At 48.2% G+C, this 13,783-nt stretch carries 9 protein-coding genes, 2 tRNA genes and 3 rRNA genes; 2 read left to right on the forward strand and 12 right to left on the reverse strand.

The window, feature by feature from the left end:
* Positions 1-73 precede the first annotated feature (73 nt).
* Positions 74-454, forward strand: coding sequence for an aspartate 1-decarboxylase (gene panD / locus IVG45_RS15285; RefSeq protein WP_196434663.1), 381 nt, complete (start codon positions 74-76; stop codon positions 452-454).
* 43 nt (positions 455-497) lie between these two features.
* Here the strand turns inward: panD and fliW are convergent, their stop codons facing one another.
* From fliW to lptM, 12 genes are all read right to left on the reverse strand, one after another.
* Complete coding sequence (gene fliW, locus IVG45_RS15290) at positions 498-953, reverse strand: flagellar assembly protein FliW (RefSeq protein WP_196434664.1); 456 nt, start codon at positions 951-953, stop codon at positions 498-500.
* Positions 954-1,392: 439 nt separating this feature from the next.
* Entirely contained in the window at positions 1,393-2,253 is an 861-nt protein-coding gene (mepA, locus tag IVG45_RS15295; protein ID WP_196434665.1) for a penicillin-insensitive murein endopeptidase, read from the reverse strand.
* Between the two features lie 135 nt (positions 2,254-2,388).
* A 5S ribosomal RNA gene (gene rrf / locus IVG45_RS15300) occupies positions 2,389-2,504 on the reverse strand.
* A 227-nt stretch (positions 2,505-2,731) separates the two neighbouring features.
* A 23S ribosomal RNA gene (locus tag IVG45_RS15305) occupies positions 2,732-5,627 on the reverse strand.
* Positions 5,628-5,990: 363 nt separating this feature from the next.
* Positions 5,991-6,066: transfer RNA gene (locus IVG45_RS15310), tRNA-Ala, on the reverse strand.
* 36 nt (positions 6,067-6,102) lie between these two features.
* A tRNA-Ile gene (locus IVG45_RS15315) sits at positions 6,103-6,179 on the reverse strand.
* 60 nt (positions 6,180-6,239) lie between these two features.
* Positions 6,240-7,773 (reverse strand): 16S ribosomal RNA (locus IVG45_RS15320).
* The 16S, 23S and 5S rRNA genes sit together here with 2 tRNA genes alongside, the layout of an rRNA operon.
* Positions 7,774-8,250: 477 nt before the next feature.
* The gene (xerC, locus tag IVG45_RS15325; RefSeq protein ID WP_196434666.1) at positions 8,251-9,153 is read right to left on the reverse strand and encodes a tyrosine recombinase XerC; all 903 of its coding nucleotides are present in this window, start codon (positions 9,151-9,153) and stop codon (positions 8,251-8,253) included.
* Positions 9,154-9,155: 2 nt separating this feature from the next.
* Entirely contained in the window at positions 9,156-9,845 is a 690-nt protein-coding gene (locus tag IVG45_RS15330; protein WP_196434667.1) for a DUF484 family protein, read from the reverse strand.
* Positions 9,842-10,672 (reverse strand): diaminopimelate epimerase, encoded by an 831-nt coding sequence (gene dapF, locus IVG45_RS15335; RefSeq protein WP_330165365.1) that lies wholly within the window; start codon positions 10,670-10,672, stop codon positions 9,842-9,844. Before dapF ends, IVG45_RS15330 begins: the two co-directional genes overlap by 4 nt.
* Positions 10,673-10,680: 8 nt before the next feature.
* Positions 10,681-11,928 (reverse strand): diaminopimelate decarboxylase, encoded by a 1,248-nt coding sequence (lysA, locus tag IVG45_RS15340; protein ID WP_196434668.1) that lies wholly within the window; start codon positions 11,926-11,928, stop codon positions 10,681-10,683.
* Between the two features lie 2 nt (positions 11,929-11,930).
* Positions 11,931-12,068: an LPS translocon maturation chaperone LptM gene (gene lptM / locus IVG45_RS22695; protein ID WP_330165397.1), complete on the reverse strand. Its 138-nt coding sequence runs from the start codon at positions 12,066-12,068 to the stop codon at positions 11,931-11,933.
* Between the two features lie 478 nt (positions 12,069-12,546).
* Between lptM and IVG45_RS15345 the strand changes: the two genes are divergently transcribed.
* On the forward strand, positions 12,547-13,671 hold the full coding sequence (locus tag IVG45_RS15345; protein WP_196434669.1) for an acyltransferase family protein: 1,125 nt from the start codon (positions 12,547-12,549) through the stop codon (positions 13,669-13,671).
* Positions 13,672-13,783 lie beyond the last annotated feature (112 nt).

Here is a 13,783-nt window from a genome sequence, read left to right on the forward strand (position 1 = left end):
ACATGCTTAAATTTGATAGCCTGTTCGATTTCAGGCATAATTTAAGGCTCCCTAGTATTTGAAGATGTTCACTATGCATATAAACATGCTTAAAGCCAAGTTACACCGGGCGCGTGTAACGCATTCCGAACTCGATTACGAAGGTTCGTGTGCCATAGACGGCAAGATTCTGGATTTTTCAGGAATCCGGGAGTACGAGCAGATTCACATTTACAACATCAACAATGGCCAACGTTTCACCACCTATGCGATTCGGGCTGAAGAAGGGTCCGGGGTATTTTCGATCAACGGTGCTGCGGCACGCTTGGCTTGTCCGGGCGATTTGATCATCATCGCCGCTTTTGCCAGTCTTGATGAAAAGGAATTGAAAAATTACAAGCCTACCCTGGTTTATTTCGACGGCAATAACAAAATCAGCCATTCCAGCCATTCCATTCCGGTTCAGGCTGCCTGAGTTTAGAATCAACCGCCGCAAACTGCGGCGGTTGAGGTTTTATTTAGGCTTCCGATACGTCAATTTCACTGACTTTCTCGGTCAGCGTGATGCTCTGTTCGATCGAAACCAGCACTTTTTGTAAGCCGATGCGCTTTTCGCTATTGATGACCAACGGCGATTTGATCGAACCTTTGATAGTCGGCTTGCCCGAATCGTCGTCATCCTTATGTAGCACGATCAAAATCAACAAATCGTCACTATTAGTGACTTGAAGCAGTTGCTCTTCCTCGTCGGTCAACACAAAGTTGTAATTGATGTTGAAATGGGCCGGGTGTGCCACGGACAAGGTCAGCTCTTCGTTATCGACCCCTTGCAGCCAATAGACGATTTCACTGCCTTCCTGATGCAGCAAGGTAAAGCGAGTTTGATCTTCAAACCCCGGAATACCGTGTGGAAAAGTAATAATGGTGTCGGGATTAACCTGTTGATTGCCTAGCAGCTTAGATTGAATTTCCATAATGTCGCCCGTAATTTTTTTGATGGTGAACTGTTTTAACTTGGGTTAGCAAGTTATAGCATGGAACAGGCTTTTTGCAATATTTCCGCACGCGGCCCAGGCATTTATACCTATTTAAGCTGTACATTCTCGATCGTCACACCCACCCAGATTGTTCCGCGGCCTCTTTCAATTTGCTTACCCGTTCGGCCTCTGCTTTCGTCAGTTGCCCAACTACGTTTCAGTCCAATCCGTTAGGCTCGCACCGTGGTCGTCGGGCGAAATACCTCCCGTCGTAAAAGTCAAAACAATCAGGTCAAATATCGGCTAAGACGTCACGGCATTGCAACGGTCTGTTTGCTGAGTTGGATCATGATCAGTAAATTTCTGGACCATTTAGCCTTGAAATCGAACTATACTGCCAGTCTAAAGCACGAAAATTGGCGCTCGCAATAATCCGTTATTGACTCAGAACCTGTTCACATAATGCCGGTAACGGGGGAGGTGGTATCGGCGGCGCATGCTTTGTCGGTGCTTTTGCTTCTTTGGAAAACCACCACGCCAAACCGGCATCACAGCCATCGCCTTCAGGCAAGGTTTCTTGTCCTTCGCAATGCAAATTGTCTTTAGGGCATTTCAAACGCACATGAAAATGATCATCGTGCTTCCACCAAGGACGGATTTTTCTGAGCCACCCAGCTGATGAATCTGTTTTATGCTCGCATAGCGTCTGCTTGATGCTTGGATTGACAAAAATCCGGTCAACTTCCTGCTGGCTCGCCGCCAGTTCGAGAATTTTTTCATGCGCTCGAGTCCATCGTTGGTAGTCCACGGTATCCGCTTTTATATCCACCATTGACGGTGCATTCCAAGTTTCGCGTTCGTTATGGGTCAGCAACCGGTTATTCAGTTTTTCCGACAACAAAAACCATATATCCACGTCCAAACCAGTTTGATGGCTGCGATGGCCATTAAGAGTTGGCCCTCCACGGGGCTGGGCTAAGTCCCCGATTAACAAAGTTCCTAGATTTTCAGCATCCGCTATTTGCCCTAACTGCTGTATAAATTCGATTAACAAAGGATGTCCATAATATCGGTTGCGCGACAAACGCATGACTTGATAGCCCGAGCCGGATATAGGCAAGGCTACGGCACCACTCAGACAACCGCTGTTGTAGGCGCCTATGCTTTGACCATTGGAGCTTGTTGTGGGAATTGTAACTGCCGCCCAATCTTGGGCTGTTGTGGCTGCAAAGCTGCTAGCACTGATTAGAACAGCCGCAAGACAGCTTAGGTGGAAGGATTTATTATGTGCCAGCATCAGGTCCGCAGCAACGGTAAGAATGTAAGCTCTATCATACACCGCTTCATCATGAGCTATCTAACAAAGTGTATCCGCGCAAGCGAGCGGGCAAAAAAAAGCCCATCATGAGTAGATGGGCTTTTAAATTTAAGAGCTTGGCGATGTCCTACTTTCACATGGCAACCTGCCACACTATCATCGGCGCTAAGCGGTTTCACTTCCGAGTTCGGGATGGGATCGGGTGGTTCACGCTCGCTATGTTCACCAAGCAAACTGGTTTGGCTGGATCTATTATCCAACCGTCATGCACAGGTTAGGTTCATGGCCTCATTGGGCTTTGTTCCCTTAGGCTTTTCTCTCGCGTGCTCACTTTTGATGGGTGTTCACCGCGGCTTTTGCCTTGACCTGTTTTTCATGGAAATCTGTATCGAGTTTTTCGTTCTCAGTTGCTTATCAGCTATTGTCGTCTGACCTACCCAAACGCATTGGGTGTTATATGGTCAAGCCTCACGGGCAATTAGTACACGTTAGCTACGCCCATTACTGGACTTCCACACCGTGCCTATCAACGTCGTAGTCTCCGACGGCCCTTCAGGGGACTTATAGTCCCAGTGAGATCTCATCTTGGGAGGGGCTTCCCGCTTAGATGCTTTCAGCGGTTATCCTGTCCGAACGTGGCTACCCAGCAATGCCCTTGGCAGGACAACTGGAACACCAGAGGTTCGTCCACTTCGGTCCTCTCGTACTAGAAGCAGCTTCCCTCAAATCTCAAACGCCCACGGCAGATAGGGACCGAACTGTCTCACGACGTTCTGAACCCAGCTCGCGTACCACTTTAAATGGCGAACAGCCATACCCTTGGGACCTGCTTCAGCCCCAGGATGTGATGAGCCGACATCGAGGTGCCAAACACCGCCGTCGATATGAACTCTTGGGCGGTATCAGCCTGTTATCCCCGGCGTACCTTTTATCCGTTGAGCGATGGCCCTTCCATACAGAACCACCGGATCACTAAGACCTACTTTCGTACCTGCTCGACTTGTCCGTCTCGCAGTCAAGCACCCTTATGCCTTTGCACTCATTGCCTGATTTCCGACCAGGCTGAGGGTACCTTCGTGCTCCTCCGTTACTCTTTGGGAGGAGACCGCCCCAGTCAAACTACCCACCAGACACTGTCCCTAATCCAGATAATGGATCGAGGTTAGAACTCCAAACATACCAGGGTGGTATTTCAAGGTTGGCTCCACAAGAACTGGCGTTCCTGCTTCAAAGCCTCCCACCTATCCTACACAAGTAGGTTCAAAGTCCAGTGTCAAGCTATAGTAAAGGTGCACGGGGTCTTTCCGTCTAGCCGCGGGTACACTGCATCTTCACAGCGATTTCAATTTCACTGAGTCCCAGGTGGAGACAGTGTGGCCATCGTTACGCCATTCGTGCAGGTCGGAACTTACCCGACAAGGAATTTCGCTACCTTAGGACCGTTATAGTTACGGCCGCCGTTTACTGGGGCTTCGATCAAGAGCTTCTCCGAAGATAACCCCATCAATTAACCTTCCAGCACCGGGCAGGCGTCACACCCTATACGTCCACTTTCGTGTTTGCAGAGTGCTATGTTTTTGCTAAACAGTCGCAGCCACCGATTTTTTGCAACCCCCTTCCGCTCCGTGAGCAAGTCACTTCACGACATGAGGGCATACCTTCTCCCGAAGTTACGGTATCATTTTGCCTAGTTCCTTCACCTGGGTTCTCTCAAGCGCCTTAGAATTTTCATCCCACCCACCTGTGTCGGTTTAGGGTACGGCCACTTGTAACCTGAAGCTTAGAGGTTTTTCTTGGAAGCAGGGCATCTATCACTTCGCTGTTCCGAAGAACAGCTCGTCATCACGCCTCAGCATAGAGACTCCCGGATTTGCCTAAGAGTCATGCCTACACGCTTAAACTGCCACTTCCAACCGACAGCTGATATAGCCTTCTCCGTCACCCCATCGCAGTTACAACTGGTACAGGAATATTAACCTGTTTTCCATCGACTACGCCTTTCGGCCTCGCCTTAGGTGCCGACTAACCCTGCGTCGATTAACGTTGCGCAGGAAACCTTGGGTTTACGGCGAGAGGGTTTTTCACCCTCTTTATCGTTACTTATGTCAGCATTCGCACTTCTGATACCTCCAGCCAACTTCTCAATTGACCTTCGCAGGCGTACAGAACGCTCCTCTACCACTCACGCTTAACGCGTAAATCCGTAGCTTCGGTACTATGCTTAGCCCCGGTAAATCTTCCGCGCAGACCGACTCGACCAGTGAGCTATTACGCTTTCTTTAAAGGATGGCTGCTTCTAAGCCAACCTCCTGGCTGTCTGTGCCTTTCCACATCGTTTCCCACTGAGCATAGATTTGGGGACCTTAGCTGACGGTCTGGGCTGTTTCCCTTTTCACGACGGACCTTATCACCCGCCGTGTGTCTCCCGTGCTTGCACTTGCTGGTATTCGGAGTTTGCATCGGGTTGGTAAGTCGGGATGACCCCCTAGCCGAAACAGTGCTCTACCCCCAGCAGTGATACACGAGGCGCTACCTAAATAGCTTTCGAGGAGAACCAGCTATCTCCGAGCTTGATTAGCCTTTCACTCCGATCCACAGCTCATCCCCGTCTTTTTCAACAGACGTGGGTTCGGCCCTCCAGTTAGTATTACCCAACCTTCAGCCTGGCCATGGATAGATCGCCCGGTTTCGGGTCTACACCTTGCGACTAAACGCCCTATTAAGACTCGCTTTCGCTACGCCTCCCCTATTCGGTTAAGCTTGCCACAAAATGTAAGTCGCTGACCCATTATACAAAAGGTACGCAGTCACCCCACGAAGGGGCTCCCACTGCTTGTACGCATACGGTTTCAGGTTCTATTTCACTCCGCTCTCCGCGGTTCTTTTCGCCTTTCCCTCACGGTACTGGTTCACTATCGGTCAGTAAGGAGTATTTAGCCTTGGAGGATGGTCCCCCCATATTCAGTCAAAGTTTCACGTGCTCCGACCTACTCGATTTCACTAAAGAGACATTTTCGTGTACGGGGCTATCACCCTGTATCGCCGGACTTTCCAGACCGTTCCACTAACATTTCTCTAGCTTAAGGGCTAGTCCCCGTTCGCTCGCCACTACTTAGGGAATCTCGGTTGATTTCTTTTCCTCCGGGTACTTAGATGTTTCAGTTCTCCGGGTTCGCTTCAGTGAGCTATGTATTCACTCAAAGATGACGCGCTTATGCGCGCCGGGTTTCCCCATTCAGACATCTCCGGATCAAAGGTTGTTTGCCACCTCCCCGAAGCTTATCGCAGGCTACCACGTCTTTCATCGCCTCTTACTGCCTAGGCATCCACCGTATGCGCTTATTCACTTGACCATATAACCCGAATACGTCTGCTGTCACTCGGCTTTGGATTTTCATCTTTGGCTTCGTTAGGCTTACTTATCTAAGTTATTTGTCAGCTGACATGTTCGCTGATGTTTTGCTTGAGAACGCTTTGCCGTTTGTTTTTTAGCGCTTGTTTTGCAACAATTGCCACCACAAACTGCAACTCGTTTTAATCGCGATCTTGGCAGATCGTGATTTTTGTTACAGATTTCCACATTGTTAAAGAGCTATTGATACGAATACCAATGCTATGCAGTCTTTATCGGATCGATAAAACCGCATAGCGCTGATGTTCCTACAAGCTTCAAACCGACAACACCTTTTACTCTCACCTCGCCACATCATGACAAATGGTGGAGCCAGGGAGGATCGAACTCCCGACCTCCTGCGTGCAAGGCAGGCGCTCTCCCAGCTGAGCTATGGCCCCTAATCAGATCAAAGACGATTGCCTTTTTTCGTTAGTTGGTGGGTCTGGGAGGAGTTGAACCTCCGACCTCACCCTTATCAGGGGTGCGCTCTAACCAACTGAGCTACAGACCCAGGTGTGTCTTTCAATCGAAATAATTTGTTGTGAGTACGTGAATCGGTGTTCCGTCTTTGTAAGGAGGTGATCCAGCCCCAGGTTCCCCTAGGGCTACCTTGTTACGACTTCACCCCAGTCATGAATCACAAAGTGGTAAGCGCCCTCCCGAAGGTTAAACTACCTACTTCTTTTGCAACCCACTCCCATGGTGTGACGGGCGGTGTGTACAAGGCCCGGGAACGTATTCACCGCGGCATTCTGATCCGCGATTACTAGCGATTCCGACTTCATGCAGTCGAGTTGCAGACTGCAATCCGGACTAAGATCGGCTTTTTGGGATTTGCTTACTCTCGCGAGTTCGCTGCCCTCTGTACCGACCATTGTAGCACGTGTGTAGCCCTACCCATAAGGGCCATGATGACTTGACGTCGTCCCCACCTTCCTCCGGTTTATCACCGGCAGTCTCCCTAGAGTTCCCGGCATGACCCGCTGGCAACTAAGGATAAGGGTTGCGCTCGTTACGGGACTTAACCCAACATCTCACGACACGAGCTGACGACAGCCATGCAGCACCTGTCTCAGAGTTCCCGAAGGCACTCCACTATCTCTAACAGATTCTCTGGATGTCAAGGGTAGGTAAGGTTCTTCGCGTTGCATCGAATTAAACCACATGCTCCACCGCTTGTGCGGGCCCCCGTCAATTCATTTGAGTTTTAGCCTTGCGGCCGTACTCCCCAGGCGGTCAACTTAATACGTTAGCTCCACCACTAAGTTCTTTAAGAACCCAACGGTTAGTTGACATCGTTTACGGCGTGGACTACCAGGGTATCTAATCCTGTTTGCTACCCACGCTTTCGTACCTCAGCGTCAGTTTTAGTCCAGGGAGCCGCCTTCGCCACTGGTGTTCCTTCAGATCTCTACGCATTTCACCGCTACACCTGAAATTCCACTCCCCTCTACTAAACTCTAGTTGCCCAGTATCAAATGCAGTTCCCAGGTTAAGCCCGGGGCTTTCACATCTGACTTAAACAACCGCCTACGCACGCTTTACGCCCAGTAATTCCGATTAACGCTTGCACCCTCCGTATTACCGCGGCTGCTGGCACGGAGTTAGCCGGTGCTTCTTGTATAGGTAATGTCAGTCTACCGGGTATTAGCCGATAGGTATTCCTTCCTATTGAAAGTGCTTTACAACCCTCAGGCCTTCTTCACACACGCGGTATTGCTGGATCAGGCTTTCGCCCATTGTCCAATATTCCCCACTGCTGCCTCCCGTAGGAGTCTGGGCCGTGTCTCAGTCCCAGTGTGGCTGATCATCCTCTCAGACCAGCTATGGATCGTCGCCTTGGTAGGCCTTTACCCTACCAACTAGCTAATCCAACATAGGCTCATCTATTAGCGCAAGGCCCGAAGGTCCCCTGCTTTCACCCGTAGGTCGTATGCGGTATTAGCGTGAGTTTCCCCACGTTATCCCCCACTAATAGGCAGATTCCTATGCATTACTCACCCGTCCGCCACTCGTCAGCGCCCGAAGGCCTGCTACCGTTCGACTTGCATGTGTTAAGCATACCGCCAGCGTTCAATCTGAGCCATGATCAAACTCTTCAGTTTAATTTTAACTTGATACTAAATAAGATTAGTATCCAATCTTGGCTCGACTACAGAACATCTCTTCTTGCGAATTGACGTGGATTCTGTGTCGACTATTTCTGACAGAAACAGGTCGATCCACATACCCACACAAATTATTTCGATTTAAGTTTTTAAAGAGCCAGGACGTTTCGTCCTGTTGAGCCGATGCATTATACAGCGATTTAAATCGTTGTCAAATTTATTTTTTCAGGTCTTTCGCAAAAACCAACAACCCAAAAATAAAACATAAACCCAACACTAAAAAACACTTACCGCATCAACCAGGGCGCCTTCAACTTCGTTTCCCGTCAACCCTGATGAGCCGCCCATTTTACATCGTTTATTACTCTCGTCAAGCAATTATTTAAAAAATCCTAAATAAGCGTTTAGCACACCTCAGATAATTCACAATCCGCGCCTATTTCAACGAACAAATCCGAGACTATCTTACTGAAATTATTCTTGATTTGATTTTTTAGCGCGAGGATGAGCTTTATCATAGACACTTGCTAGATGCTGAAAATCCAGATGGGTATAGATTTGGGTCGTACTGACATCCGCGTGCCCCAACAACTCTTGAACGGCTCTGATGTCCTGACTGGATTCCAACAAATGACTGGCAAAAGAATGCCTCAACATGTGCGGGTGAATATGCTCCGACAAGCCATTTTTACTACACCATTTTTCCAAGCGCAATTGAACACTGCGTTGCCCCAGCCGCGCGCCGCGCGCCGAAACAAATAATGCCGACGTCTCCACGTCGGGGCGATGTTTCAACCACTTCTCAACCGCGCACAGTGCTTTTGCTCCAACTGGCACCTGCCTTTGCTTTCCGCCTTTACCGAAGCGTACACGCAACACACCCTCGGTGAAGTTAATATCTTTCACATCAAGCATCACCAGCTCGCTGAGCCGAAGACCCGACGAATAAAACAACTCAAACATGGCTAGATCGCGTACTTCCAGTACGACATCGGGTTTCGCATCGAGCATACCCGCCACTTGATCCACATCCAGATTTTTCGGCAATTTTTTTGCGGCTTTAGGGGCTTGAATAGTCAGCAGTGGATTTTGTTCGGCGATTTGATTTTTCAGCAAAAACCGATAAAAGCTTCGGAAAGCCGCCAATTCACGCTGGATCGATTTTGCGCCGATATTGCCCTTATGCCTGCCGGCAATATACAGCCTTATGTCGGCCGGCTTTAGCTCCCGCCAATCCTGGATGTTGTGTTCGGAACAATAATTTTGCAGTCGGGCCAAATCCCTTTGATAGCCGGACAAGGTATGCTTTGAAGCCCTTTTCTCACCGCTCAAATAGTTCAAAAACTTGATTACGGCCTGCCGGGCTTGATCGGACATTTTTATTCCATGTCCTGAAGCAGTGAAATTAAGCGGGTACCGATGATTTCGCTCATCTGAGTCAGAAATAAACTCCCCATACTGTAATGGAATCGCGCTTCGTCCCGACTGCCAATAGCCAATAAACCTTCCAGCCGAGTAAATGCCATTGGAATGATCGCGCTCGACCGTACTTCCGCCGCCGCATCGCCAAACAGAAAGCGGGCTTGCGCCAGAGTCGGACGCCCGCATTTCGGTTGATTGCCAGTTAATTCACTAGTGAAATGCTTCCAGCCCGCATCATCCGGATCAACAAAAATATTATTTAAAGGCGAGTTCGGATGTTGCTTGATAATTTTAATCGCCACGAAATCGGTAAGAAAACATTCCGCCAATACTTCACTTAAATTGGCGACCGCATCTTCCAATGAATTCGCCTCCAACATCGCCAGAGTCAGTTCGTGCATGCGATTGAAAGCCGCGTCATTCTCGCGAGCAATATCGATCAATGCGGTCAACTGATTTTCTTGCTCTTGATGTCGAGTTCTGAAAAGCTCCAATTGCTTGGCAATCAACGATATGGCATTTCCGCTCGGATGAGGAATATGCATGCTCTCCAGCAAATCAAGATGAGCATGAAAAAACTCGGGATGTTGCTGTAAATAAGCCGCTACCTGTGCTTCGCTTAATAGCGCGTGCTGCTGATCGTTCATGTCTGTATTTGACCTTCGTAAACCGAAACGGCTGGGCCTGTCATCAAAACCGGATGCCCACGCCCAGCCCATTCAATCATTAAGTGCCCTCCAGGCAAGCTGACACCGACCTTATCATCGAGTAAACCCTGCTCAATACCAGCCACCACTGCTGCGCAAGCGCCACTGCCGCAAGCCAGTGTCTCGGCCGCGCCGCGCTCATAAACCCGCAGTTGAATCTCTCGTCGGCTTAAGACCTCCATAAAACCAACATTGACTCGTTGCGGAAACAATTTATGCTGCTCCAATTGAGCCCCGATTGTTTCAACAGGGGCCTGCCTGACATCTTCTACCTGAATCACCGCATGTGGATTGCCCATCGAAACAGCGGCAAAATTGACCGGTGTGCCGCCTATTTCTACATGATAAAGCAGCGACTCTTCTTTCATTAATAGAGGAATTTGTGCAGGTGCATGCTTCGGAATACCCATATTAACCGTGATCAAGCCTTCGGCATCGAAACGCAGTAACAGTTGTCCGGCATCGGTATCGACGACAACCTCACTTTTATCGGTTAGTTTTTTATCCCGGACAAAGCGAGCAAAGCAGCGGGCGCCGTTGCCGCATTGCGCCACCTCGCCGCCATCGGCGTTGAAAATCCGGTATTTGAAATCGGCATTTTCCCTGACCGGCCTTTCCACCAACAGCAGCTGATCGCAGCCCACGCCAAAATGCCGATCCGCGATAAAACGAATTTGCTCGGCAGTCAAGGCAATGGCTTGATTGATAGCATCGATAACGACAAAATCATTGCCTAAGCCCTGCATTTTGGTAAAGTTAATCTGCATAATTCTTCTTAAGGCAGCAACTGCTCGCCAGACCACAATTGCTCAATGCCTTCTCTGGCTCTGATCAAATGCACTCGGCCGCCATCGACCATCACTTCCGCCGGACGCGGACGCGAATTGTAGTTTGAACTCATGGTAAAACCGTAAGCGCCAGCCGAACGCACCGCCAGCAAGTCGCCGGGCAGGATTTTCATTTCCCGATTTTTACCCAGAAAATCGCCGGTTTCACATACTGGGCCTACGATATCCCAGGCCTGCTGTTCGGCGTAACTCGCGGTATCGGCCGGAATAATCTCTTGCCAGGCGCCATATAAAGCCGGCCGCACCAAATCATTCATTGCCGCATCGATAATCGCAAAATTTTTACCCTCCGTCGGCTTCAAATACTCCACTCTAGTCAGCAAGATACCGGCATTGCCGACAATGGCACGCCCTGGCTCCAGCATGATTTCAAAATCCCGCCCAGCCAATCGCCGCAGGATGGCCGAAACATAATCGAATGGCAACGGCGGCTGTTCGTCTCGGTAACAAATGCCCAGGCCGCCCCCCAGATCGAGATGACGTAAGACAATACCCTCGTCCCTCAACTGATCGACCAATGCCAAGACACGATCCAACGCATCCAGGAAAGGCGATACTTCGGTTAATTGCGAGCCGATATGGCAATCGATACCGACCACCTTGATATTAGGCATTTGCGCCGCGCGGCGGTATTCGTGAATGGCCTGCTGAATATCGATGCCGAATTTATTTTCTTTTAAGCCCGTGGAAATATAGGGGTGAGTCTTGGCATCGACATCCGGATTGACCCTGAATGATACCGGCGCAACCACGCCCAACTCACCCGCCAGACGATTAATCCTATCCAACTCGCCGCTGACCTCTACATTAAAACAACGTATGCCAACTTGTAAGGCCGCCCGAATTTCATCCTCGCGCTTGCCGACGCCGGAAAACACGATTTTTTCCGGTATGCCGCCGGCCGTCAACACTCGCCGCATTTCACCGACCGAAACGATATCAAAACCTGACCCCAGACGGGCCAGCAAATTCAATATCGCCAGATTGGAATTGGCCTTGACGGCATAACAAATTAAATGAGCATGCCCATTGAAGGCGTTATCGAATGCATGCCAATGCCTTTCCAAGGTCGCGCGCGAATAAATATAGCAAGGTGTACCGAATTCGGCGGCAATTTGGTCAACGGCAATCTCTTCGGCAAAAAGTCGATTTTGCCGATAATTGAAAAAATCCATAATTATTGATCTTTTGTATGCACTTCTTTCGGCACATAAATGGGTGGAGGGCTATCGGGCAAATATAACGGACCGGTTTGTCCGCAAGCTTGGGCAAGCATTGCCAGCAAAACCATTGAAAAAACTTTGTTATAGCTCATAGCAGCATGAATTATCCGAGGCGCGGAAGGCTCCGCAATAAAGGTAGCAAAATATAGCACAGACCATCCTACAAAAGCATAAATGGGAAAACCACCGGTCAATTCAGCAAGCCGAACCAAACGAGTTAATCAAACCCTTGTTGCGACAGACAACAATCCGACCATCATTAATACAGAGACCCTTAACAGTACCAAAGCAGACGCGATAAATAAGCGTAAAGGATGTTGCGATTTTAAATGCTTTAAGCCAACACAATCGGCCAACACGCAAAAATTGGATTTACTGATCATTAAACTAATAGGCCACCGCAGTTAGACGCCATCAATCCGAGCTTCACAGTTCCATTTTGACGACAGCCTGGTGTAGAGGTTCGGGCTTGGTGCCGAAGCATTTAACTTCGAATCTACTAAATCGATCATAATATGCGCCAACTCATCACCCCTTACCAGAAAAACCAGAATTTTTTAGCATTGAAAGATGAATACGACCGCAACTCCAATTAACAGAATCCCTTCAATTGACGCTTTGCGTGGCTTATTGATATTACTTGTCGTCGTAGGACATGTACTCCAGTTCAGCAGTCCTGACTACGATTCAAATTTAGCGTTCCGCTTAATATATTCATTCCACATGCCGCTTTTCATTTTTATAAGTGGCTACGTCTCATCAAATGATTCAAAAACACCGTGGCTCACACTAAAAAAACGCTTTCTGAGTTTGGTTATACCGTTTTTTGCTTGGCTGCCATTAACATTCCTATGGATGAACTATTCACAAGGTGAGTCTACAATTAGCATCAGCGATTTTATATTCCAAGTCATTAAGTCCCCAGATGCTGGCGGACTTTGGTTTTTATGGGTGCTATTCCTTCTCAATTTTCTAATCATAATTTGCCGAATAATTTCCAAAATACACACACTCACTATTGCTTTAGCGTTCTATTGCTTATTGAATATGATCGCGCTTTTATATCCCAGTTCAAACATCCTTGGGTTTAAGCTTGTTTGCTGGCATTTCCTATTTTTTATCATGGGTACCGCCTGGCGAAAATATCACGCAAGTCTTCAACCAAGTAATGGCACCATGCTAATATCTGGACTTGCATTTTTGATGCTATTTCCTATCTGGCAACGTGTTGGGAACAGCTCATTGGAACTATTTTTTTCTGACTCTCCAAATATAATTTTATTAATTGTAAATCGTATATACAACTACGTAACTGCTTACGCTGCAATTTTTGCGCTACTGGGGTTATTTGGAATATATTTCGATAAATTCAAACCAAATTTTCTGGTATTAAGGTTCTTTGGCTCCATTACACTTGAAATATATGCGACACATATTTATTTCATCTCCTGGGGAATATCACTCACTTCGCAATTCATCAATTATCCTTTACTGCGTACTACTGTAATTTTTTTAGTCGCCCTTACAGGTGCGGTGTTTACTCAGGCCGCAATCAAGCGAATCGATTTAATCTCATTAATATTTTTTGGGAAAAAGCCATTAATAAATCCCGGATATAAGTTGCAACCATATCCCCAAGCTCAATTGCAGGATGTTTTTAACCGCGTATTGCTCAAGTCAACCAAGAGGAAATGATGCTCACCAATCAGTTGTTGCGTACATGCCGTCATCAATACAGAAAACAAAAAAAACTACTCTCGCCTTAGAGAATTGATATTCCCAGCCAGTACGATGGCAACCTGGCCAA

The sequence above is a fragment of the Methylomonas sp. LL1 genome (assembly GCF_015711015.1).
In the GTDB taxonomy this organism is placed as follows: Bacteria; Pseudomonadota; Gammaproteobacteria; order Methylococcales; family Methylomonadaceae; genus Methylomonas.